General features: G+C 66.7%; 22 protein-coding genes, 1 other RNA gene and 1 riboswitch. Of the genes, 7 read left to right on the top strand and 16 right to left on the bottom strand.

The genetic code is table 11. The features are described from left to right. Positions 1-8: 8 nt before the first annotated feature. Genes cobT through RR42_RS16140 form a run of 5 tightly spaced genes read right to left on the bottom strand, consistent with a single transcriptional unit; the run spans position 9 to position 5,543 of the window. Complete coding sequence (gene cobT, locus RR42_RS16120) at positions 9-1,049, bottom strand: nicotinate-nucleotide--dimethylbenzimidazole phosphoribosyltransferase (protein ID WP_043348838.1); 1,041 nt, start codon at positions 1,047-1,049, stop codon at positions 9-11. Between the two features lie 57 nt (positions 1,050-1,106). Continuing rightward, complete coding sequence (gene cobO / locus RR42_RS16125; protein WP_043348842.1) at positions 1,107-1,748, bottom strand: cob(I)yrinic acid a,c-diamide adenosyltransferase; 642 nt, start codon at positions 1,746-1,748, stop codon at positions 1,107-1,109. Further along, complete coding sequence (locus tag RR42_RS16130; protein ID WP_043348847.1) at positions 1,741-2,577, bottom strand: ABC transporter ATP-binding protein; 837 nt, start codon at positions 2,575-2,577, stop codon at positions 1,741-1,743. Before RR42_RS16130 ends, cobO begins: the two co-directional genes overlap by 8 nt. Positions 2,578-2,582: 5 nt before the next feature. Beyond that, positions 2,583-3,581: a FecCD family ABC transporter permease gene (locus RR42_RS16135; RefSeq protein ID WP_173430688.1), complete on the bottom strand. Its 999-nt coding sequence runs from the start codon at positions 3,579-3,581 to the stop codon at positions 2,583-2,585. A 21-nt stretch (positions 3,582-3,602) separates the two neighbouring features. Then, positions 3,603-5,543 (bottom strand): TonB-dependent receptor plug domain-containing protein, encoded by a 1,941-nt coding sequence (locus RR42_RS16140; protein WP_043348855.1) that lies wholly within the window; start codon positions 5,541-5,543, stop codon positions 3,603-3,605. 98 nt (positions 5,544-5,641) lie between these two features. After that, a riboswitch (cobalamin riboswitch) is annotated at positions 5,642-5,886 on the bottom strand. A 209-nt stretch (positions 5,887-6,095) separates the two neighbouring features. On the opposite strand from RR42_RS16140, the gene RR42_RS16145 reads away from it, so the two are divergent. The 6 genes from RR42_RS16145 to RR42_RS16165 all read left to right on the top strand — a co-directional run bounded on the left by RR42_RS16145 (position 6,096) and on the right by RR42_RS16165 (position 9,672). Continuing rightward, positions 6,096-6,413 carry a hypothetical protein gene (locus RR42_RS16145; protein WP_043348857.1) on the top strand — a complete coding sequence of 106 codons (318 nt, stop codon included), beginning with the start codon at positions 6,096-6,098 and terminating at the stop codon, positions 6,411-6,413. Beyond that, positions 6,410-6,751: a cell division protein ZapA gene (locus tag RR42_RS16150; protein WP_043348859.1), complete on the top strand. Its 342-nt coding sequence runs from the start codon at positions 6,410-6,412 to the stop codon at positions 6,749-6,751. Before RR42_RS16145 ends, RR42_RS16150 begins: the two co-directional genes overlap by 4 nt. Before the next feature lie 313 nt (positions 6,752-7,064). Next, positions 7,065-7,275, top strand: a non-coding RNA gene (gene ssrS, locus RR42_RS38125) — 6S RNA. A 183-nt stretch (positions 7,276-7,458) separates the two neighbouring features. Beyond that, a complete protein-coding gene (locus RR42_RS16155) occupies positions 7,459-7,953 on the top strand; it encodes an EVE domain-containing protein (RefSeq protein WP_043348862.1) in 495 nt (164 codons plus the stop codon). An 84-nt stretch (positions 7,954-8,037) separates the two neighbouring features. Further along, complete coding sequence (locus RR42_RS16160; RefSeq protein ID WP_043348867.1) at positions 8,038-8,850, top strand: sulfite exporter TauE/SafE family protein; 813 nt, start codon at positions 8,038-8,040, stop codon at positions 8,848-8,850. A gap of 120 nt (positions 8,851-8,970) precedes the next feature. Beyond that, positions 8,971-9,672 (top strand): SIMPL domain-containing protein, encoded by a 702-nt coding sequence (locus tag RR42_RS16165; protein WP_043348871.1) that lies wholly within the window; start codon positions 8,971-8,973, stop codon positions 9,670-9,672. Positions 9,673-9,801: 129 nt separating this feature from the next. Here the strand turns inward: RR42_RS16165 and RR42_RS16170 are convergent, their stop codons facing one another. The 8 genes from RR42_RS16170 to RR42_RS16205 all read right to left on the bottom strand — a co-directional run bounded on the left by RR42_RS16170 (position 9,802) and on the right by RR42_RS16205 (position 18,510). Next, entirely contained in the window at positions 9,802-11,355 is a 1,554-nt protein-coding gene (locus RR42_RS16170) for a malonate--CoA ligase (RefSeq protein WP_043352228.1), read from the bottom strand. 98 nt (positions 11,356-11,453) lie between these two features. Then, complete coding sequence (locus RR42_RS16175) at positions 11,454-12,236, bottom strand: enoyl-CoA hydratase/isomerase family protein (RefSeq protein WP_043348874.1); 783 nt, start codon at positions 12,234-12,236, stop codon at positions 11,454-11,456. Positions 12,237-12,297: 61 nt separating this feature from the next. After that, positions 12,298-13,284, bottom strand: coding sequence for a Bug family tripartite tricarboxylate transporter substrate binding protein (locus RR42_RS16180; protein WP_043348879.1), 987 nt, complete (start codon positions 13,282-13,284; stop codon positions 12,298-12,300). A gap of 114 nt (positions 13,285-13,398) precedes the next feature. Further along, entirely contained in the window at positions 13,399-14,847 is a 1,449-nt protein-coding gene (locus RR42_RS16185; RefSeq protein ID WP_043348882.1) for a malonyl-CoA decarboxylase domain-containing protein, read from the bottom strand. 95 nt (positions 14,848-14,942) lie between these two features. Beyond that, positions 14,943-15,692 carry a GntR family transcriptional regulator gene (locus tag RR42_RS16190; protein ID WP_043348884.1) on the bottom strand — a complete coding sequence of 250 codons (750 nt, stop codon included), beginning with the start codon at positions 15,690-15,692 and terminating at the stop codon, positions 14,943-14,945. A 198-nt stretch (positions 15,693-15,890) separates the two neighbouring features. Then, entirely contained in the window at positions 15,891-16,574 is a 684-nt protein-coding gene (locus RR42_RS16195) for an HAD family hydrolase (protein ID WP_043352230.1), read from the bottom strand. Between the two features lie 29 nt (positions 16,575-16,603). Next, entirely contained in the window at positions 16,604-17,416 is an 813-nt protein-coding gene (gene lgt, locus RR42_RS16200; protein WP_043348886.1) for a prolipoprotein diacylglyceryl transferase, read from the bottom strand. A 71-nt stretch (positions 17,417-17,487) separates the two neighbouring features. Continuing rightward, positions 17,488-18,510, bottom strand: a complete 1,023-nt coding sequence (locus RR42_RS16205; RefSeq protein WP_043348890.1) for a LysR family transcriptional regulator — start codon at positions 18,508-18,510, stop codon at positions 17,488-17,490. 164 nt (positions 18,511-18,674) lie between these two features. Between RR42_RS16205 and ilvD the strand changes: the two genes are divergently transcribed. Continuing rightward, positions 18,675-20,348: a dihydroxy-acid dehydratase gene (ilvD, locus tag RR42_RS16210; protein WP_043348892.1), complete on the top strand. Its 1,674-nt coding sequence runs from the start codon at positions 18,675-18,677 to the stop codon at positions 20,346-20,348. A gap of 97 nt (positions 20,349-20,445) precedes the next feature. Here ilvD and RR42_RS16215 read toward each other — a convergent pair whose 3' ends face one another. The 3 genes from RR42_RS16215 to RR42_RS16225 all read right to left on the bottom strand — a co-directional run bounded on the left by RR42_RS16215 (position 20,446) and on the right by RR42_RS16225 (position 23,180). Further along, entirely contained in the window at positions 20,446-21,039 is a 594-nt protein-coding gene (locus RR42_RS16215) for a hypothetical protein (protein ID WP_043348894.1), read from the bottom strand. After that, on the bottom strand, positions 21,036-21,506 hold the full coding sequence (locus RR42_RS16220) for a DNA polymerase III subunit chi (RefSeq protein ID WP_043348897.1): 471 nt from the start codon (positions 21,504-21,506) through the stop codon (positions 21,036-21,038). Before RR42_RS16220 ends, RR42_RS16215 begins: the two co-directional genes overlap by 4 nt. Positions 21,507-21,611: 105 nt before the next feature. Further along, positions 21,612-23,180 carry a leucyl aminopeptidase gene (locus RR42_RS16225; protein ID WP_043352232.1) on the bottom strand — a complete coding sequence of 523 codons (1,569 nt, stop codon included), beginning with the start codon at positions 23,178-23,180 and terminating at the stop codon, positions 21,612-21,614. Positions 23,181-23,225 lie beyond the last annotated feature (45 nt).

Genomic DNA, 23,225 nt, shown 5'->3' on the forward strand with positions numbered 1-23,225 from the left:
GCCGCGGTCTACGACGACGCGGTGCTGACGCCGGCCGCGCCGAAGGTAGCCATCTCGCGCAGGAAGGCTGCGGCGGATGCGACCAGCGGATAGGCCAGCGCGGCGCCGGTGCCCTCGCCCAGGCGCAGGTCCAGCGCCAGCAGAGGCTCGGCGCCGAAATGATCCAGCAGGCGCCGGTGGCCGTGCTCGTGCGAGCAATGCGAGAACACGCAGTATTCCAGCACCTCGGGCGCGAGGCGCTGCGCCACCAGCAGCGCGGCCGAGGCGATAAAGCCATCGACCAGGATCACCATGCGGCTGGCGGCCGCGGCCAGGAAGGCGCCGGTCATCATGGCGATCTCGAAGCCGCCGAAGGCGGCCAGTGCGTCGAGCGGCGCCACCGCGTCCGCGTGCAGGGCCAGCGCCTGCGCCAGCACCGCGCGCTTGCGCGCGAGGCCCGCATCGTCCAGGCCGGTGCCGCGGCCAATGCAATCCTCGATCGGTGTATCCGTAAGCCGGCTCACCAGGCAAGCGGCCGACGAGGTATTGGCAATGCCCATCTCGCCAAAGCCAATCACATTGCTGCCCTGCTGCGCGTGGCGCAGCACGCGCGCCATGCCGGCGGTGAGCGCCGCCTGCACCTGCTCCGCGCTCATGGCGCGCTCAACGGCAAAATTGCGCGTGCCCGCGGCAATGCGGCAGTTGACCAGCCCGGGCGCGGACGGCAGCGGCGCGCGCACCCCCGCGTCCACCACTTCCAGTGCCAGCCCGTGCAGGCGCGAAAACACATTGATGGCGGCGCCCCCGGCCAGGAAGTTGAGCACCATCTGCGCCGTGACCTCGGCCGGATAGGCGCTCACGCCGGCATCGGCCACGCCGTGGTCCCCGGCGAACACGATCACCGCGGGACGCTTGAGCTCCGGCGTACCACTGCCGGTAATCAGGCCGATCTGCAAGGCCAGGTCTTCGAGCCGGCCGAGCGCGCCGAGCGGCTTGGTCTTGGCATCGATGGCGGCTTGCAAGGTCGGGCGCAGGGAGGCGTCGAGCGGGGCGATGGCGGGTAACTGCATGGTATTTCTTGGCGTGGCTGAGAAAAGAATCGATTCGCTGGAACAAGAATAGACGTTTTACATCTCGACGCCACGTTGGGCCTTGATGCCTTGCTGAAACGCATGCTTGACCGGCGTCATGTCCGTCACGGTATCCGCCGCCTCGATCAGCGCGGGCGGCGCGCCACGGCCGGTGATGACCACGTGCTGCATCGGCGGGCGGGCACGCAGGTCGGCGATGACGGTGTCGACATCCAGGTAGTGCAGCTTGAGCGCGATATTGAGCTCGTCCAGCAGCACCAGCCCGATCGACGGGTCGCGCAGCAGCGAGCGCGCCACCTCCCACGCGGCCTGGGCCTTGGCCACGTCGCGTGCGCGATCCTGCGTCTCCCAGGTGTAGCCTTCGCCCATCACATGGAAGGCGCACTGCTCCGGAAAGCGCCGCAGGAACAGTTCCTCGCCGCTGGGAATCGCGCCTTTGATGAATTGCACCACGCCGGCCTGCATGCCATGGCCAAGCGCGCGCACCACCATGCCAAAGCCGGAGCTGGACTTGCCCTTGCCGTTGCCGGTGGTGATGACGATCACGCCGCGCTCGTCCTGCGCCGCGGCGATCTTGGCGTCCACGACATCCTTCTTGCGCAGCATGCGCGCCTTGTGCCGCTCGTCGCGGGCGGCATCTTCCGACGTGGAAGTTTCAATAGCTTTGGGTTCAGTCATGTTGGGTTTCGTCTGGTGCGGGAGAAGGCGCCCCGTCGGCAATCAGCGCGGTATGGCGGCCGTCGCTGACGCTGACAATGGGCGTGCGCAGCGCGTGCGAGCAATGCGCGGGGGTCAGGACCTGCGCGGCGGGGCCATGCAGGCACAGGCCGTCTTCGGCCAGCAGCAAAGCATGGGTCGCGTAGCGCCGCGCCAGGTTAAGGTCGTGCAGGATCACCACGATGGCGTGGCGGCCGGCGCGTGTCAGCCGGGCCAGCGTTTCCAGCACCATGATCTGGTGGCGCAGGTCGAGGTGGGCGGCGGGTTCGTCCAACATCAGCAGCGGCGCCTGTTGCGCCAGCGTGGCGGCCAGCGAAACGCGCTGGCGCTCGCCGCCGGACAGGGTCAGCACATCGCGCCCGGCCAGCGCATCGAGATCCATCTCGCGCATCACTGCCGCAACCACCGCGTCGTCCTCGCGGCCGGCCCAGCCCCAGCCGGAGAGATGCGGGTGACGGCCCACCGCCACGGCGTCGCGCACCGACATCGAGAAGGTGTCGTGCACCGCCTGAGGCAGGTAGGCGCGGCGCAATGCCAGGGCCGCGGGCGGCGTCTCCAGCGGCGCGCGGCCATCCAGCAGCACCACGCCGCCGTCCGGCTTGCGCAGCCCGGCCAGCACCGACATCAGCGTGGACTTGCCGACACCGTTCGGACCCACGACGCACCACAGCTCGCCCGCCTGCATGGACAGGCTCAAGCCATCAAGCAACGCACGCGCGCCGGCGCGCAACTGCAAGGACTGCAGCACCAGCGAAGGACAAGCGCAGACGGGTTCGTTCCAGGTCGGCATGGTAGTCAGCGCGGCCTGCGCAACAGGAGAAAGAGAAAGGTCGGCACGCCCAGCAGCGCTGTGATCACGCCCACCGGCAACTGCGCCGGCGCAATCACCGTGCGCGCCACCAGGTCGGCCGCCATCAGCAGCGTGCCGCCCAGCAAGGCCGAGGCAGGCAACATCAGGCGTTGGTCATTGCCCCAGGCAAGGCGCACCAGGTGCGGCACCACCAGCCCGACAAAGCCGATCGAGCCGGCCGAGGTAATGGCCACCGCGATCGCCAGCGAGGCCAGCACGAACACCGACAGGCGCACCGCGCCGACACGCACGCCCAGCGCCTGCGCCACGGTCTCGCCCATCAGCATGGCATTGAGCGAACGCGCCATCGGCATGGCCAGCAGCACGGCCAGCGCCAGCGCACCCAGCGCAAGGCCGTAGCTGGCGGTGCCGCCCAGGTCGCCGGTCAGCCAGAACAGCATGCCGCGCAACCGGGCCTCGGGCGCCACGCTCAGGATCAGGGTAATCAGTGCGCCCCAGCCGGCGGCCAGGATCACGCCGGTCAGCAGCAGGCGCGAGCCGGCCTCATGATGCCCGCCCTGCACCTGCGGATGCAGCAGGTCGCGCCGCGCCAGCGTGGCCACCAGCACCATCGAGAACAGCGCGCCGCCGGCCGCGCCGGCCTGCACCGTCCACAGTGGCCACATCATCAGCATGGCGGTGAGCGCACCGGTGGCCGCGCCGCCCGATACGCCGAGCACATAGGGCTCGGCCAGCGGATTGCGCAGCAGCACCTGCATCAGCGCGCCGGTCAGCGCCAGCAGGCCGCCGCACGCGAACGCCGCGGCCGCGCGCGGCAGCCGCAGCTCACGCACGATGGCCCCAGCGGTATCGTCGGCGCCGCCGCACAGCGCGTGCCAGACCTGCGCACCCGACAACGGCACGCTGCCCACCGCCAGCGACAGCAGGAACACCGCCACGCCGGCGGCGGCAAGCATCAGCCAGATGGCTAGCGCGCGGCGCATGTCAGGCAGCCATCCTCATTGTCATTTCTGACGCCAGCCCAGCGTGACAAAGCCGGCGCGTCCCTGCGTGTTGAAGGGATAGGCGAGCTGGTAGTTCTTGTCGAACAGGTTTTCCACACGGGCGGCCACGAACCATTGCTTGTCGATGTTATAGCGGGCATTGAGGTTGACGATACCGTATCCGCCCAACGTGCGCGAGCCACTATCCATGCGCGTCGAGGAGATGATCCACTCGCCGCCCAGGCGGAAGGCGCCAAACTGGCGGCCCACGTCGAAGGCGGCATGGCGGCGTGCGCGGCGCAGCAGCTGCGTATTGCTCTGCTCATCCACCGGATTCTGGAAGGTGATGCTCGCGCCCACGTCGGTGCCCATCAGCTTGGCGCGCCAGGAGGCTTCGATGCCTTGCACCTTGGCCTTGTTGACATTCTGCGCCAGGTACAGGCCGTTGGGCTGCAGCGCCGAGGTGATCAGGTTGTCGTAGCGGGTCTCGAACGCGGTCACGCGCAGCAGGCCGGCGGCATCGGTGTTGTATTGCGCGCCCAGCTCGAACGACTTGGCGCGCTCGGGCTTGATGCTCGGCTGGCCGTAGCCGGGATAGTAAAGCTCGTTGAACGTCGGCGCGCGGAAGGCGTTGCTGGCGTTGGCGATCAGCTTGAACGCATTGGTCAGGTTATAGCCATAGCCGGCGAAGTAGCTGGCCTGGCTGCCGAAGTCCGAGTAATGGTCGTTGCGCACATTGAGCTGCAACTGATGCTTGCCCAAGCGCCCGTCGTAGCCGCCAAACACCGAGGTCACGTTGCGGTTGGGCGCGGCATAGGAGCTGGAATCGAACTCCTGCTGCAGGTATTCGGTGCCGAACAGCAAGGTGTGCGTGGGCGCCAGCGCGTATTCGTTCTGCCAGGTGTACTGGCGGTTGCGTGTATTGAAGCGGCTGTCGAACAGGCCATTCTTGGTGTTCTCGCTGCGATCCTCGCTCTGGGCCACCTTGAAGTGCGTGCTCCAGTCACGGGTAATCTTGCCGTTGACAAAGGCGGATACCGTGTAAAGCTCGCTGTTCATCCACCAGACATCGGTAGGCTTGCCCGTCGTGCTGTCGTAGGAGAGCTTGCTCTTCGAATAGTAGGCGGTGACGCCGGCGTCCCAGTCGCTGGTGAACCGATGCTTGACCTGGCCCGAAACGCTCTTGTTGTCGTAGGGGTTGTCGTTGGGATTGGCCTTGGGCTGCTGCTTGGTGTTGATGGCCGAGAAGCCGTCGGTCTTGATGGCCGAGCCGGTGATATTGAATGAGGTGTCGCCAACTTGGCCGCCATAGCCCACCGTGCCCTGGCGCGTATTGTTGCTGCCGTACTCGATCTGCGCGTTGGCCGCCGGGGCCTGGCCCGCGCCGCTCTTGGTGAAGATCTGCACCACGCCGCCGATCGCGTCCGAGCCGTACAGCGCGGAGACGTTGCCCCGCACGATCTCGATATGGTCGATCTGGTCGGGCAGGATGTTCGACAACTGGGCCGTGCCGCTGCTGGCCGACGAGACGCGCACGCCATCGATCAGGATCAGCGTCTGGTTGCCGTTGGCGCCGCGCATGAACAGGGTGGTATTGGAACCCAGGCCACCATTGGCGGCAAACTCCACGCCGGCCTGCGTGCGCAGCAGCGAGCGCAGATCGATCGCCTGCGAGTTGACGATGTCCTGCTGGGTCACCACGGTAGTGTGCGGCAGCGCCTCGGTGATCGGCTGGGCAGTGCGGTTGGCACTGACCACCACCGGCGCAAGCTGCGCGTCAGCAGCCGGCTGCACGGCGGCAGCCTCGCTGGCCTGAGCCATGGCGGCGCCGGGCGCGCACACGGCGAGCAGGGCCAGCAAGGCGACGGGCGTGGCGCAAACTTGTCGGGAGACAGAAACGGGGGCGGTCTTGTGGCGCGCCGGCAATGCCGGACGGCTCGACCTGTAAGACGATGAGCGCATGATGCGAATTGTGGGAGAGAGCAGCCTGGTCCGTTCCCCCGCGGACCAATTGGCGACGAAGCGCGCCGCTGGCTGGCGCGGCAAGAAGCTGCGGGAGGGCGGCGCACTCTCGTTCAGGCCGGTATCCGGGCTGACGACACCAGTCCGACCGCCTTCCCGAACCTTGCGGTTCAGTGGCTGAGTGGTCGGCCTTGCGATCTTGCGATCACGGTCGCTTACCGTTGCGGGGGCAGCACAGGTTGGCTCGGCCCCGCCCTGGCGGCGGTGGCTGGCTCCCTGTTTCCCGTTGAACTGCAACCCTGTAGTGAATAGGATTACGAGCACCTGGAACGTGCGCGAGTGTAGGCAGTTTCGAGGCAAGCGTCAATGCCGCGGCAAAACACAGGGAAAGCGCCTGGAAACAGGCATAAAGCCGTCGCCACGGATGCCGTTAAACGACGATGCATGCAACTTCGGCGCGCAGGCCCGGTCACACACGGCTGCGTTCGCCGTCCGCACGATAGCGCTTGGGCTAAAATCCCAAAACCCGAGACCCTAGACATGACAGGCTCTATGCTCACCGAACTCGAACAACTCGCCGCCAAGATCGGGCGTGTGCTGCACCATGCCGATACCCTGGCGGCGGAGAACCAGCGGCTGCGCGAGGAGATCGAACGCCTGCAGGCCGACGCCAGCCGGCTGCGCGGCGACCGTGAAGCCATGGCCGCCGACCGCGAGCTGCTCAATATCAAGATCGAGGAAGCGCAGTTGCGCATCCAGTCGATCCTGGACAAGCTGCCCACCGCCAGCGACGCCCGCCAGCTCGACCTGCTGGGCGAAGGCGATGCGGCCAGCCGCGCCGAACAGAAGGCACCCGGAGAAAACGCATGAGCAATAAGCAAGTCGAAGTCAACATTGCCGGCCAGTCCTACCGGTTCGCCATTGCCGCCGACAACGAGGCCGCGCTGCTGGAGGCCGTGGCACTGGTAGACGGCCAGATGACCCGGCTCAAGGGCGGGGTATCCTCCAAGGGCGTGGAACGCGTTGCCGTGATGGCCGCGATCAGCATCGCCTCGGACCTGCTCTCGCTCAAGCGCAAGCAGCAAGAAGATGGCGCGATTCCCGTTGATGCAGTGCGTGCGCGCATTCGCGAGCTGAACGAGCGCGCGGACGAAGCCCTGCGCCAGTACGCGCATGTGGGCACCAATTCGCCCGTGCCGCGCAACTGATGCCCTGCCCTGCGCCGGCGGTGTACCGCACGGCACAGGCAGGCGGCGATACGCTCGCGATTTCGGCCCGATGTGCCCCACATGCCGCGCGCGTCAGCAAAATGTAACGACACGCAAAGACGGGCTTGGTATGGAAAGCCTCGCGGTGTATAGTGGAGCCAAGCCGCACCAAGCCACATAGTTGCGGCACCTTAGGTCGGGTTATCGCGCCTGACCGCCGTTTTCATCCCATCCAAGTTAGAAACGGCAAACGTCTGACAGCCATGCCAAAGCAGTACGCGTTTGGCAGCGCAAGAAAGTCAGACGTTTGACAGTTTCCCTGCCTGGTTCGTCAGGATCATATTCCTTGAACCGATAAGCATTTGTTGGTGCGGGATTATGCCGTGTGGGCGAGCGCGTCGCATGGTTCATAGTTGCAGTCCGGACTCCCTGAACCGGTGATGTACCCGAAATGCGGCTTCCGCAGCCACTCTGAACCTCACTTGGGTTCAGGATGCCGATCCAGCGGCCGAGGCGGGGACCCCTCTAAAGGCGGTGGTTATTCAACCACCGCCTTTTCCTTTTGTGCCGCAGGTTGACCTGCGTTGCCTCTGCAGTGCCCTCCCTCTGTTTTTGCGCCGCGGCCCACATCCGCCAGACGGTTTTCTTTTGGCCGTGCTTGCTGCACCATATCGCTGTCGCCAACGTCACGCCCGCCCTGCCCGCCCATGAGCCGATCCACGCAAGCCAATGCCGCCGCGCGCGCCCGCCAGTACTGGCTGATGAAGTCGGAACCCGACGAGGCCAGCATCGATACGCTAGCCCAACGCGGCACCTTGCCTTGGACCGGCGTGCGCAACTACCAGGCCCGCAACTTCATGCGCGACGGCATGCAGATCGGCGACGGCGTGCTGTTCTATCACTCCTCCTGCCCGCAGCCCGGCATTGCCGGCCTGGCCGAGGTCAGCTCGCAGCCCTACCCCGATCCCACCCAGTTCGACCCGAAGAGCGATTACTACGACGCCGCCGCCAAGCCGGATGCGCCGCGCTGGATGCTGGTTGACGTGCGCTTTATCGGCAAGGGCCCGCTGATCTCGCTGGCCGACCTGCGCGCGCATGACGAACTGGCCGACATGGTCGTGCTACGCCGCGGCAACCGGTTGTCGATCACGCCGGTGACGCCGGCCGAATGGCGCTTCATCACCACGCGGCTGATGCGCTAGGCAGGCATCGACGGTCACAGCAGCGGCATGACACAATGGCTGCCGACGACATAACTACAACGCCAACAAGGTCGAATCCGCGTCATGAGCTTTTCCCTGATTCCCGGGCTGCTGCTGCTCGGCGCCTTTACCGGCTTCTGCGCCGGCTTGCTGGGCGTAGGCGGCGGCATGATGATGGTGCCCTTCCTCACGCTGCTGTTCACCGCCCTGGCCTTCCCCCATGAGGCCATCGTCCATATGGCCATCGCCACCTCCATGGCGACTATCCTGTTCACCTCGCTGTCCTCGGTGCGCGCCCACCACAAGCGCGGCATGGTGCGATGGAAGCTGGTGCTGGCCCTGGCGCCCGGCATCCTGATTGGCGGCATGATCGGCGGCGGCAAGGTCTTCGCGGCGCTCAAGACCAGTTGGCTGTCGCTGCTGTTCGCTGTATTCGTAGGCTTTTCGGCGTGGCAGATGCTGCGCAACCGCAAGCCCGCTGCGCACCGGCAACTGCCGGGCACGCCGGGCATGCTGGGCGCGGGCGGCGTGATCGGCTTCCTGTCCAGCCTGGTGGGCGCGGGCGGCGGCTTTGTCTCGGTGCCGTTCATGACCTGGTGCAATGTGCCAATCCACAACGCCGTGGCCACCTCGGCCGCACTCGGGTTTCCCATCGCGGTGGCGAGCGTGATCGGCTATGTGTGGAGCGGGCTGGGCCAGACCGGGCTGCCGGCCGGCTCGCTCGGCTACATCTACCTGCCTGCGCTGGCGGTGATCGCGGTTGCCAGCGTGCTGACCGCGCCGCTGGGCGCGCGCACCGCGCACCGCATGGATGTCGCACAGTTGAAGAAAGTCTTCGCCTGCCTGCTGTTCAGCCTGTCGGCCTACATGATGTGGAAGGCCTGGCACGCGTTCTGAGGCCGCAGGTGCGGGCGATGCATGCCGCGGATACAAGTAGATACAAGGTCGCACACGACGTAGCGGAACGATCACCTGGGCGGCGCGTCTGATCCCCATCGTCTGACAAGGGAGAATCCAATGAAACATCTGCTTGCCGCCACGCTGCTCGGTACTACCGCCATGGTTGCCGCCGCCCAGGGCGGCGGCCCGACCCACGAGCCGGCCCCTGCCGGCGTGCTGTCGCTGTCCGCCCAGGCCGCCACCGAAGTGCCGACCGACGTGGTGCACCTGACGCTCGCCGCCGAGCAGGAAGGCGCGGAACCGGGCGCGATCTCCTCGGCGCTGTCGGTCAAGACCGCGGACGTGATCGCGCAGGCCAAGCGTACCAATGGCGTGCAGGCCCAATCGGGCGGCTTCACCATCTATCCGTCCAACGACAAGAACGGGCGCATCAGCACCTGGCGCGGCCGCGCCGAGGTGATTCTGGAATCGCGCGATTTCACCGCCGTGTCCAAGCTCGCGGGGCAGCTCGCCAGCCAGATGCAGGTGCAGAACATCAGCTTCTCGCTCTCGCGCGAAGCCCGCCAGGCGGCCGAGACCAGGCTGACCGAGCAGGCCGTGGCCTCGTTCCGCGACAAGGCCCAGGCCACCACCAAGCTGTTCGGCTACGGCAGCTACACCATCCGTGAAGTGCAGGTGGGCGAGGTTGGCGCGGTGCAGCCGATGCCGCGCATGTATGCAGCCAAGGCCATGATGGCTGATTCCGCGCCGGTGCCGGTCGAGGGCGGCAAGGCGCAGGTCACCGTGACGGTGAACGGCTCGGTGCAGATGCTGAAGTAAGCGCCGTCCGAAGCCACAGGCTCAAGGGTCAAGGCAGAAGGCACGGAACAAGGCCCCTGCCGCGCAAGCGGCAGGGGCCTTGTCTTTGATCCTTGTCCTTGATGCATGGCCATCAAGGAGCGGCAGTGCTTACAGCACCCCGAACTGCTGGCGCAGCACGTTCTTCTGCACCTTGCCCATGGTGTTGCGCGGCAACTCATCCACCACGTGCACGCGCTTAGGCACCTTGAAATTGGCAATGCGGCCCTTGAGCCCGCCAATCAGGCTCAGCGCATCCAGCGAGGCACCAGGCTTGCCAACCACCACCGCCACCACCGCCTCGCCGAAGTCGGCATGCGGCACGCCGATCACGGCGCTTTCCGCCACGCCCGGCATCTCGTCGATAAAGCTCTCGATCTCCTTGGGGTAGACGTTGTAGCCACCGGAGATGATCAGGTCCTTGCTGCGGCCAACGATGGTCAGGTAATCGTCTGGCACCTTGCGCTCGCCAGCCTGGCTGACAATGGCACCGCCAAAGCGGCCCACGTCGCCGGTCTTGAACCAGCCATCGGCGGTGAACTCCTCCTGCGTCTTCTCCGGCATGCGCCAGTAGCCCTTGAACACGTTCGGGCCGCGCACTTCCACATTGCCGATCTCGCCCGCCGCGCAAGGCTTGCCGTCGCCATCCACCACGCGCACCGACACTCCCGGCAGCGCCTTGCCGACGGTGCCGCCGATACGCTCGCCATCTTGCGCGTCGTACGGGTTGGAGACCAGCATCACGGTCTCGCTCATGCCGTAGCGCTCCAGGATGGTGTGGCCCGTGCGCTCGCGAAAGGCATCGAAGGTTTCCATCAGCAGCGGCGCGGAGCCGGACACGAACAGGCGCATGCGGCGGCAGGTGTCGTCGTCAAAGCGCGGCTCCTGCACCATGCGCACGTAATACGTGGGCACGCCCATCATCACCGTGCAACGCGGCAGGAATTTCAGGATCTGCGCCATGTCGAGCTTGGGCGCCCAGATCATCTTGGCACCGGCCAAGAGCGCGCCGTGCGACGCGACGAACAGGCCATGCACGTGGAAGATCGGCAGCATGTGCAGCAGCACATCGTCGCTGCGCCAGCCCCAGTACGCATGCAGCGTCTTGGCGTTGGAGGCCAGGTTGCCGTGCGTGAGCATGGCGCCCTTGCTGCGGCCCGTGGTGCCCGAGGTGTAGAGAATGGCGGCGAGTTCGTCGGCGCCGCGCGCCACCGTGGCGAAGCGGTCCGGTTGCGCAGCGGCGCGGGACAACAGCGAGCCAGAGCGGTCATCGTCCAGCGTGAAGACGTGCTTGGTGCCGTGGCGGAACGCCACCTTGGACACCCAGCCGAAGTTAGCGCTGCTGCACACCACCACCGCCGGCTCGGCGTTGCCGACAAAGTAGTCGATCTCGGCTTCCTGGTAGGCGGTATTGAGCGGCAGGTAGATGTAGCCCGCGCGCAGCGTGGCGAGGTAGAGGAACAGCGCCTCCGGCGATTTTTCCACCTGCACTGCCACGCGCGCGCCCTCGGGCAGCTTGAGCGCGGCCAGCAGGTTGGCCATCTTGGCGGTGGCGCGGTCCAGATCGTCCCAACTGTAGTAGAGGCCGTCGTGGGTTTCAATGCAGCAGGCACTGCGGTCCGCCGGGAAGCGGGATTCGAATAGGGCGAACAGGTTGGCGTTCATATTGCGGAAGATGAAAAACGGAATCGGCAATAGCATGGGCAATCCACATGAGCAATCCGATCGATAGTCGGCAATGATACCGAAAGCGATTGCCCGTGCTATTGACCGCTGAAGCGCGGCGGCCGGCGCGCCAGGAATGCCGCCACGCCTTCGGCATGGTCGGCGCTGTCGCCATAGCGGAAATGCGCGTCGAGCTCCGCCGCGGTGAGCGGCGCGGGCGCCGGCGCCAGGCGGCGGATGCTCTGCTTGTTGATGCGGGCGGCCAGCGGCGCGCCGGCCACGATGCGCTTGACGGCCGCGGCAACTTCGTCGTCGAGTGCCGCTGCCGGCACCACGCGCGTCAGCAGCCCTTTCTCACGCGCCTCGGCGGCGTCGAACACCCTGCCCTCCAGCAGGATCTCCAGCGTCACCGCGCGGCCCGCCAGGGCCAGCAGCCCGGTCAGCTCACCAGGCGCCATGGGAAAGCCGAGGCGGTTGATCGGCACGCCGAAGCGGCTGTCGGCGGCGGCGATGCGCAGGTCGCAATGGCAGGCGATCTCCAGCCCGCCACCCACGCAAACCCCTTCGATCATGGCAAGCGTCGGATGCAGGCAGCCCGCGATGGCCGCCAGCGCAGGCGCAATCACCGCCTCGTGGTAACGGCGCAGCGCGGCGGCATCGCCCCGCTCCTCGGGGAACTCGGCAATGTCGGCGCCAGCGGCAAAGTTGCCATCGGCGCCGCGCACCACCACGCAGCGCAGCGAGGGATCGGCGGAAAGATCCGCAAAGCCCTGCGCCAGCGCGCGCCACATCGCCACGGAGATGGCATTGAGCTTGCCAGCGTGGGACAGCGTGACCGTGGCCACGTTGCCCTCACGCGCGAACGCTACCGTGCCGCTCATGCCTGCGCTCCACGCGCGCCGGAAACATCGGAAACATCGGAAACCATGCGGCTATCCTCCATCAGTCGATCTTGGCGCCGGACTGCTGCACCACCGTCGCCCAGCGCTTGATCTCGGCGTGCTGGAACTGCGCGAACTGCTCTTGCGTGAAAGCCGGCGTATCGGAGCCATTGGCAAGCCAGATCTGCTTTATCTCGGGTGTGTTCAGTGCCTTCTCCACTTCGGTGTAAAGCCGGTCGACGATGTCCTTGGGCGTGCCCTTGGGCACCCACATCGCGTACCAGGTGGAGACTTCGTAGTTAGGCACCCCGGCCTCGGCGGCGGTGGGCACGTTCGGGAACGCGGCCGAGCGCTTGGTCGATGCCACCGCCAGCGCCTTGATGCGGCCGGCGCGGATGTGCTGGGCCGAAGACCCAAGACCGTCGAAATCCATATCCACCTGGCCCGCGATCAGGTCGGACAGCGCAGGGCCTGCCCCCTTGTAGGGAATATGCGTGATGAAGGTCTTGGTCTGCAGCTTGAACAACTCGCCCGCCAGATGGTGGGACGAGCCGTTGCCGGCCGATGCGTAGTTCAGCTTGCCAGGGTTCTTCTTGGCATAGGCGATCAGCTCGCCCAGCGTGCTGGCGGAGACCTTGGCCGGGTTCACCACGATCACCTGCGGCGGCTGCGCGATCACCGTGATGGGGATGAAATCCTTCTCGATGTCGTAGTCGAGCTTCTTGTAGAACGACGGTGCGATGGCGTGGTGCGCACCGCCGATGAAAACGGTGTAGCCGTCAGGCGCGCCCTTGGCCGCGATGCTCGCGCCCACGGTGCCGCCAGCGCCGCCGCGGTTATCGATCACGAACTGCTTGCCGAGCTGCTTGGAAAGCTGCGCGGTCAGCGGGCGGGCGAAGGCATCGGTGCCGCCGCCGGCCGGGAACGGCACGATCACGGTGATCGGCTTGGACGGCCAGGTGTCGGCCTGTGCCACGGGCGCTACCGCGCCCAAACCCGCGCCCAGCGCGCAAGCCAGCCCTGCCAGTTGAAACTGACGACGATTCATGACTCTGTCTCCTCTCTCTTTTCTCTTCTGCTGTGGAAAGTCAAACGAAGAACTGCTGGCATGGCCCACGAACGCGGCCCGCGGCCCGCGGCCTTGTCTTTTACCTGACCAGGGTTACAACAGCTTGCCCACCGCGCGGCTCATGCGCGGGGATCCGTTGCCAAGGCGCACCAGATTGTCATCTAGCGCCTCGGGCACGTAAAGGTAATTCACCATCATCCCGCACGACTGCGCACGGCCCTTGCGCGACAGGTCGGCGGCCCAGTTCAGGCGCTCCACGCAGGCGCCATTGCCCAGGTGAAAGCGCGCCACCGGATCGGCCGGCAGCGCCTGCTGGCGCTCGCGCACCAGGTAATGCGCGGCCAGCGCCAGCGCGATATCGCGCACCATCGCATCCTCGGAATCGGCAGGCAGCGCGGCCAGCCAGCCGGCGCCGTCGGCAGGTGGCGTGCCGTGGCGCTCGCTCCAGCGCGCCAGGCGCTTGTCGCCCAGCACCTTGGCCACCGCGTCGCCATCGCGCTTGCGCAGCCAGTCGGCAAACCCGGGAATGGGCGAGAGCGTGGCGAACTGCTTGAGCTTGGGAAACTCACGCTGCAACTCCTCGATCACGCGCTTGAGCAGGAAGTTGCCAAAGCTCACGCCGCGCAAGCCCGCCTGGGTATTGGAGATGGAATAGAAGATCGCCCACTTCACGCGGCGCAGGTCCTCCAGCGGCGCGGCTTCGTCCAGCAGCGCATGGACGTTGGCGGCCATCTCGGGCACGAAGGCCACCTCGACAAAGATCAGCGGCTCGCGCGGCATGCGCGGGTGGAAGAACGCATAGCAGCGGCGATCGGAATCGAGCCGGTTGCGCAGGTCCGCCCAGGACGCGATCTCGTGCACCGCCTCGTAGCGGATCAGCTTTTCCAGCAGCGATGCGGGCGAGTCCCACGTGATGGGCTGCAGTTCCAGCAGGCCCACGTCGAACCAGTTGGAAAACAGCGCCTCCAGATCGTCGTCAAGCGGGCGCAGGCCCGGCACGCGCTTATGCCAGCGCAGCATGTCAGCACGCAGGCCGATCAGGAAATGCAGGCCGCACACGCTTGCGCCCTCCTGCCCGTGCAAGGCCGCCAGCCGCTTGAAGAAGCGGATGCGCGCGTTGGACGTGGCCTGCGGCGGGCCGGACGCGGATTTGTCCGCATTGCCGTCCTTGGCCTCGTCCTCCGCTTGCGCGCTGCCGCTGGCGGCGACTTCGGCCAGCACGCCGAGCATGGCCTGGCGTGCGTCATCGCCCGCGGCTTCGTACTCGGCCCGCCAGGTTTGCGCGGCGGCGTTGGCCGCGCTGTCGGTCAGGCGCGCATCGAAGCACTGGCGCAGCTGCTCGCGCTGCCGGCGCAGCACGCGAGCCGGCAGCGCCACGGCCTTGGCGTGTGCCTTGGCATCGGCAACCACATCCGGCTTGGCGTTGCCATCGCCCTTGCGGCCCCACCACCGGCCAAAGCGGGACAACAGGGTTGGCGCCGACGGCTCAAAGCCGCTCAGGGGCGCGCTGACTTTCTGTTCGCTATTGCTGAGGGAATCCATGGGCGTACCTGCTTTTGGCTGTCTGTAAGTGCGGTCCATAAGGGCTATCCATACCGGCTATCCATACCGGCTATCCGTAACGGCTGTCCAGGCTGCTATCGATCAACGGATGATTTGCCGGCTAGGCGCAGGCGGCCGGGCTGTGCTTCGGGGATGGGATCGCCACCGCTATCGTCAACCACTTCAACCTCGTCAACCTCGGCGGCGTCCAGTGCCCTGAGCGCGCCGCGCTGGCGCAGCAAGTGCGTCTTCATCAGGGTCTCGGCGCCCTCCGGGTCATGCGCCTTGAGCGCGGAGAACACCGACAGATGCTCGGCGCAGGATTCGCGGATGCGGCCCGGCAACTTCAGGCTCTTGTGGCGCGACAGCCGCAGCACCTTGCGCAGGTCGCTGATCAGGCCAGACAGCCAGCGATTGCCGGCGAGCCGCTGGATGGCTTCGTGGATCTGGTAGTTGGTTTCGTAGTAGGCGTCGATATTGCCGGCCTGCGCATACCGGGTCAGGTCGGCATGCAGGCTTTCGAGCGCATCGAGGTCCTCGGCGGTGGCGTTGCGCGCCGCCTCATAGGCGCAGCGTCCTTCCAGCAGCGCCATCAGCGGGAAGATCTCGTCGAGGTCCTGCTCGGACAAGGCGTTGACGAAGCAGCCGCGGCGCGGCTCCAGCCGCACCAGGCCTTCGGCGGCCAGCACCTTGAGCGCCTCGCGCATCGGCGTGCGCGAGATCCCCATGGACTCGGCCACCGCGGCCTCGTCGATCCAGGCGCCGGGCATCAGCGCGTGCTCGTCGATCATGGCGCGCAGGCGCTCCGCGACTTCGAGGTACAGGGCCTGCTGGATGATGCGCATGGTGCCTCCGGACGGAAGAATGCAATGGCATCGGGGTGGCTTGCGACACGGTGAAATGTGTCTTGCCAGGCCCAATAATTCATAATTATGAATAACGGTGACTGGATGGCAAGACAATTCGATGTTGCGCAGCCGCATGCGCAACATGCACCACGACGGGGAAATGGGACTGCAACGCCACGTAATGCCGCGTGCGGACTAGCCCGCCAAACTCCTTGCCGCATGGGCGCCAAACCAGTGCGGCACATGCGCAATGGCCTCATGCAGCGTGCCCAGCACCCGGAAACTGAATCCGGTCACGACCGGCGAAGGCGGCTTGATATCGGGCACCACCACCACCCGCGCCCCCGAGCGGTTCGCGGCCGTTGCGCCGTTCTCGCTGTCCTCGAAGGCCAGGCACGCCTGCGGCGCCACGCCAAGGCGCTCGGCGGCGAGCTGGTACAGCGCCGGGTCCGGCTTGCCGCGGCGCACCTCGTCACCACCCGAGACGGAAGAAAAGAAATCCAACACGCCCACGCGCCCGAGCCGGTCCTTGATCTCCTCGACACGGGACGACGACGCCACCGCGCAGGGAATGCCCGCGCCGTGCAGCGCCGAGAGCAATTCCCTGGCGCCGGGCTTCAGCGGAAACCGGGGCCCGGTGGCCGGCGCATGCAATTGCGCGCCCGCCATCGCCTGCACCTGGCGGAAGGCATGCTCGTCGCCAAGCAGGGAAACCAGGAAGGCATCGGACTCCGGCTTGGCCTTGCCGATCACCTGCACGTAGTCGCTGGCCGCCAGCGTGATGCCGATCTCGCGCGCGGCGCCAATCCAGGCTTGCATGATGGCGCGCTCGGAGTCGATCAGCAGGCCATCCATATCGAAGATGGCAGCGGTGAACATGGTCACCTGCGGGGTCATCCGCGCCGGCTTCAACGGAGCGGGGCCTGCGCCGCCTGTCCGTGACGGTTCGCCCACACCACCAAGGCAATGCCAGCCAGGATCATCGGCAGGCTCAGCCACTGGCCCATGGAGAAGTTCAGCGCCAGCAGGCCCAGGAAGTTATCCGGCTCGCGCGCGAACTCGGCGAGGAAACGGAACCCGCCGTAGCCGATCAGGAACACGCCCGAGACCGCGCCCATGGGGCGCGGCTTCCTGGCGAACAGCCACAGGATGATGAACAGCGCCACGCCTTCGCCGGCAAATTGATAAAGCTGCGAAGGATGGCGGGGAATGTTGTCGCCGGCCTGCGGGAAGATCATGCCCCACGGCAGGTCGGTGGGGCGGCCCCACAGCTCGCCGTTGATGAAGTTGCCGATGCGCCCGGCCGCCAGCCCGCAGGGAATCATCGGCGCGATGAAGTCGGTAACCTCCATCCAGTGCCGCCCGCGCAGCTTGGCGAACAGCCACATCGCCACGATCACGCCCAGAAAACCGCCGTGGAAGGCCATGCCGCCCTCCCACACCTTGAAGATCTCAAGCGGATGGCTCAGGTAGTAATCGGCCTTGTAGAAAAACACGTAGCCCAGCCGCCCGCCCAGGATCACGCCAAGCACGCCGAAGAACAGCATGTCGTCCAGGTCCTTGACTGTCCAGCCCTGGGCCGCGATATGCGGCTGGCGGATGCGCAGGCGCCCGAACCACAGGAACATGATGAACCCGGCAAGGTACATCAGCCCGTACCAGCGGATGGCGAGCGGGCCGAGATGAATCGCAACCGGGTCGAATTGGGGATGAATCAGCATGTGTGCCGTGGTTAGGTTGTAGGTAGAGAGATCGTGCACGGGCAAACTGGCCTCCGGCGCGATCTCAGGGTTCAGGCTGCGTCCGTCAGGTGCGTTGCCGCAGCGGCAGTGCCAAGCTGCGCGCCCGGCTCCGTGCCCGGTGTTATGCCAGCGTTTTGCGTCAGCGTCATGGCAGCGGCCAGCGCGCCGGCGATCTCGATGAACGATCTCAGCACGGGGCTCACGCTGTCGGCACCAGCCTCACGCCACACCAGCCCCGTCTCGATATCGGGCCCGGCGCCGCGCAACGGCAGGTAGGACACACCGGTACGGCGAAGGTTGCAAAGCGAGGCCGGCACCAGCGCCACGCCCATGCCGGCGGATACCAGGCTGACGATCGTCTGCATCTGGATGGCTTCCTGGGCAATCACCGGCGTAAGGCCTTCGCGCGCGTAACAGCCCGTAATGATGTCATAAAACGCCGGCGCGCTTCGCCGGGGAAAGATGATCAACGGCTCGTGCGCCGCCTCTTTCAGGGAAACGCCGGGCTCCGTTCCGTCGGCCGCCCCCGCTGAGCCATCCGGGCGCCAGCCCTGCGGCACGGCCAGCACCAGCGGCTCGCGCACCAGCGGCAGGTAGGCCACGCCATGCGGCATGGCCGGCAGTTGCGGGCGGATCACCAGCCCGGCGTCGATGCCACCGTCCATCAGGGCCTCCAGCTGGATATCGCTGGTGGCCTCGCGCAGTTGCAGTTGCACATTGGGGTGCCGCGCCCGGAAGCGCCGCAGCAGGTCGGGCAGGATGCCATAGTCGGCCGTGCTGACAAAGGCCAGCGACAGCGTGCCGGCCTCCCCGCGCGCCAGCCGCTGGGCCAGGCCCGGCAGCGCGGCCGCATCGGCCAGCACGCGGCGCACCTCGGGCAGCCATTGCTGGCCGGCAGGGGTGAGCGCCACTGAGCGCCGCGTGCGGGCGAACAGCTGCACGCCGATCTCCTCCTCCAGCGCCTGGATCTGCTGGGACAGCGGCGGCTGCGTCATGGCCAGGCGCCGCGCGGCGCGGCCGAAATGTAACTCCTCCGCCACGGTGACGAAATAGCGCAACTGGCGCAGGTCCAAAGGAGCTCCTGATATGTTTTTCGACTCAATAAAGGTTGAATAATATATTTGACACGATAAAAGGCAAGCGGCATGCTCTCGTCCACAACATGGCAAGAGCCTGCCCGGTCCTCGGAACCCCGAGGCGCCCCGCGCAGGCCGGCACACTTCCCCCGGAGATTCCCATGGCATACAACAAACGCTCGCAGCACATCACGCAAGGCGTGGCGCGCTCCCCCAACCGCTCGATGTACTACGCGCTGGGCTACAAGAAGGAAGACTTCGACAAGCCGATGGTGGGCATCGCCAACGGCCACTCCACCATCACGCCGTGCAACTCCGGCCTGCAACGCCTGGCCGACGCCGCCGTGGCGGCCATCAAGGCCTCCGACGCCAACCCGCAGATCTTCGGCACCCCGACCATCTCGGACGGCATGTCGATGGGCACCGAAGGCATGAAGTACTCGCTGATCTCCCGCGAAGTCATCGCCGACTGTATCGAGACCGCGACCCAGGGCCAGTGGATGGACGGCGTGGTCGTGATCGGCGGCTGCGACAAGAACATGCCGGGCGGCATGATCGCGCTGGCGCGCACCAACGTGCCGGGCATCTACGTGTACGGCGGCACCATCAAGCCGGGCAACTGGAAGGGCAAGGACCTGACCATCGTGTCGTCGTTCGAGGCCGTGGGCGAATTCACCGCCGGCCGCCTGAGCCAGGAAGACTTCGAGGGCGTCGAGAAGAACGCCTGCCCGTCGTCGGGCTCGTGCGGTGGCATGTACACCGCCAACACCATGAGCTCCTCGTTCGAGGCGCTGGGCATGTCGCTGCTGTACTCGTCGACCATGGCCAACCCGGACCAGGAAAAGGTCGACAGCGCCGCCGAATCGGCACGCGTGCTGGTCGAGGCCATCAAGAAGGACATCAAGCCGCGCGACATCATCACGCGCAAGTCCATCGAGAACGCCGTTGCGCTGATCATGGCCACCGGCGGCTCCACCAACGCCGTGCTGCACTACCTGGCGATCGCCCACTCGGCAGAAGTGGAATGGAGCATCGACGACTTCGAGCGCATCCGCCGCAAGGTGCCGGTGATCTGCAACCTGAAGCCGTCGGGCCAGTACGTGGCGACCGACCTGCACCGCGCGGGCGGCATTCCCCAGGTTATGAAGATCCTGCTCAAGGCAGGCCTGATGCACGGCGACTGCCTGACCATCACCGGGCGCACCCTGGCCGAGGAACTGGAAAACGTGCCGGACACCCCGCGCGCCGACCAGGACGTGATCATGCCGATCGAAAAGGCGCTCTACAAGGAAGGCCACCTGGCTATCCTGAAGGGCAACCTGGCACAGGAAGGCGCCGTTGCCAAGATCACCGGCCTGAAGAACCCGGTCATCACCGGCCCGGCCCGCGTGTTCGAGGACGAGCAAAGCGCCATGGACGCCATCCTGGCCGACAAGATCAACGCCGGCGACATCCTGGTGCTGCGCTACCTGGGCCCCAAGGGCGGCCCCGGCATGCCTGAAATGCTGGCCCCCACCTCGGCCATCATCGGCAAGGGCCTGGGCGAATCGGTCGGCTTCATCACCGACGGCCGCTTCTCGGGCGGCACCTGGGGCATGGTGGTCGGCCACGTCGCGCCGGAAGCGCACGTGGGCGGCAACATCGCGCTGGTGCAGGAAGGCGACTCGGTCACCATCGACGCGCACAAGCTGCTGCTGGAACTCAACGTGAGCGAAGAAGAGCTGGCCAAGCGCCGCGCCGCCTGGAAGCAGCCGGCACCGCGCTACACCCGTGGCGTGCTGGCCAAGTTCGCCAAGCTGGCTTCGACCGCCAGCAAGGGCGCTGTGACGGACTGAGGCGGCGGCTTCATCGCCAGAAGGACAAAAGCCCGCGAGCGATCGCGGGCTTTTTCATGGTGCGGCGCAGACGCAAACACCCGCGCGGTTGGCACCCTCACATCCCGCCCGGATCCCGCTCGATTTCTTCCAGCGTGGCGTCCAGCCACTCCACCAGCCGGGCCTCCATCGCCTGCGTCAGTTCCGCCGCCAGTTGCGCGGTCAGCGGGGCCAGGCGCGATTGCAGCGTGGCTTCGGTATGGGCCTCCACCACCTGCGGCCATTCGGTGCGAAACCGCATCATCACGCGGGTCAGCAGCTCGCTGCGCACGGCGCGCAGCTCATCCGGGCTGGGCGGCGGGCTGGCGTGGTGCGTGGCATGCGAGACCGAGTAGGCGCCAACCTGGGTCGACGGGGTTGGCTGGTGCAGCGCCGGGATCTCGGGCGCGGGAATGCCGTCGCCGGTCTCACGGGGCATGACGACGTGGGTGACCGGGCCGGGCCAGGTCATGTCATGCACGGGCTGGGCATGGCCTGGGCCGCCAGCGCCGGAATCCGACCACGCTACGGCTTGCGTGGCCGCGGTGGGCGCCGCGTACGGCGCCGTCTGACTGGCGCCGTCGGCGGGCAGGTCGATCACTTCCGTCAGCAGTGGAATGCTGTCGTTGGGCCCGATGCGCGGGATCACGCGCGAGGTGGTGCGTTCGGTCATGCGGCATCCCCCTTGGCTTGCGCGCTCGGTGCGCCTTGGCCAGCCTGGCCGGCCTGGGCGATATCGTGGTGCGCGAGCGGATAGCCGCGCTCGCGGTACAGGCGAAAGCGCTCGCGTCCTGCGGCACGGTCGTCGGCGTCGCTGCCGACCACCTCGATCATGCGCTCGAAGCTGGCGAACTGCGCCGGCGGCTCGGCGCCAAGGTTGATCAGCAACTGATGGTGCGGAGCCTGGTCCAGCGCGGCCGCCAGCACGATCGGCGTCACCGCGGCGTTCGGGCTGTCCACGCCGCAATGCGGCAGGAAATCCAGCGCGGAGAACGTCCACAAGCGCGCATCGAGCTGCGCCAGCTGCTCCGGCGCGCCATGCACCACCAGTTTCTGGCCGGCGCCATACGCCTTGCGGATCAGCCGGCAAGCGTAGCCGAGCTTGTCGGGCACGTTGCTGTGGAAATCGATACGCGTCATGGTTGAAAGCAATCCTGTGAGAATGAAGCTAAACAGGGACGGACCCGCGCAGATGCCGGCGCCGGCCCGTCCCTGCTGTCAAGCATCAAGCCTGACCATCCGGCTTCAGCCAGCGCGGTCCATCAGGAACTGCGCCAGCAGGGGCACCGGGCGGCCGGTGGCACCCTTGGCGGCGCCGCTCTTCCAGGCCGTGCCGGCGATGTCCAGGTGGGCCCAGTCGTACTTCTCGGTATAGCGCGCCAGGAAGCAGGCGGCGGTCACGCTGCCGGCCGGGCGGCCACCGATATTGGCCATATCCGCGAAGTTGGACTTGAGCTGGTCCTGGTAGTCATCGTCCAGCGGCATGCGCCAGGCGGTGTCCATGGCCTTGCGGCCGGCTTGCAGCAACTGGTCCGCGAGGCCATCGTTGCGCGCGTACAGGCCGCTGTTGACGTGGCCCAGCGCGATGATGCAGGCGCCGGTCAGGGTTGCCACATCCACCACCGCGGCCGGCTTGAAGCGCTCCACATAGGTCAGCGCGTCGCACAGGACCAGGCGGCCCTCGGCGTCGGTGTTGAGGATCTCGATGGTCTGGCCGGACATGCTGGTGACCACGTCGCCGGGCTTGGTGGCGTTGCCCGACGGCATGTTCTCGCAGGTGGGGACCACCGCGATCACGTTCAGCTTGAGGCCCATCTCGGCCACCGCCTGCAGCGTGCCCAGCACCGAGGCGGCGCCGCACATGTCGTACTTCATCTCGTCCATGCCCTCGCCGGGCTTGAGCGAGATGCCGCCGGTATCGAAGGTGATGCCCTTGCCCACCAGCACCACCGGCGCCTGCTTGGCCGAGGCACCGTCGTAGCGCAGCACGATGAACTGGGGCGGCTCCACCGCGCCCTTGGTGACCGCCAGGAAGGCGCCCATCTTGAGGGCCTCGAGCTGCTTGCGGCCCAGCACTTCCACCTTGAGCTTGTGGCGCTTGGCGATGCCGCGCGCGGTATTGGCCAGGTAGGTCGGCGTGCAGATATTGGACGGCAGGTTGCCCAGGTCCTTGGTCAGCTCCATGCCGTTGGCGATGGCCGCGCCGCGGACCACGGCCTGGGCGGCCGCCTTGGCATCAGCCGCGTCCACGGTAAGCACCACCTTGCGCAGGCCGGTGAGCTTGTCGGCGCCGTTGCCGTTGCCGTCGCCCTTGGCATTGGCGTTGGCGCGCTTGAGGCCCGGATGGCGCTCCAGCAGGCGGTAGCCCGCCTCGCGGATCAGGGTGACGGTGGTAATCAGGCGCCAGCCCAGGTCGCGGGCATTGCCAGCTTGCTGCGGGGCCTGCTGCTGGGCGAGGCACCACAGCACATTGGCGGCGCGCGTGCCGGACAAGGCACGCAGCGCGGTGCGCACCGCCTCGGCGAACGCCTTGTCGCCGAACTCGGCTTCCTTGCCAAAGCCCACCAGCAGGATGCGGGCAGCGCCCACGCCGGCCACTTCGTGCAGCATCAGCTGGGTACCGCGCTTGCCTTCGAAATCGCCCAGCTTGATGAGCCGGGAGACCAAACCCTTGGTTGCCACGTCGAGCGCCTTGGCCACGCCGGCCAGGCTCTGTCCTTCAAACAGGCCCACCACCAGGCAATCGGTCTTGGTTGCCAGGAAACCATTTTGGCCCGCTTTGATCCAATCCAAGGCTTTTGTGCTAAATTCCATCGCGCTTCCTTCCAGGGGCTTGTCCACCACGAAAGCTCCTATTAT

Source organism: Cupriavidus basilensis (genome assembly GCF_000832305.1).
Lineage (GTDB): Bacteria > Pseudomonadota > Gammaproteobacteria > Burkholderiales > Burkholderiaceae > Cupriavidus > Cupriavidus basilensis_F.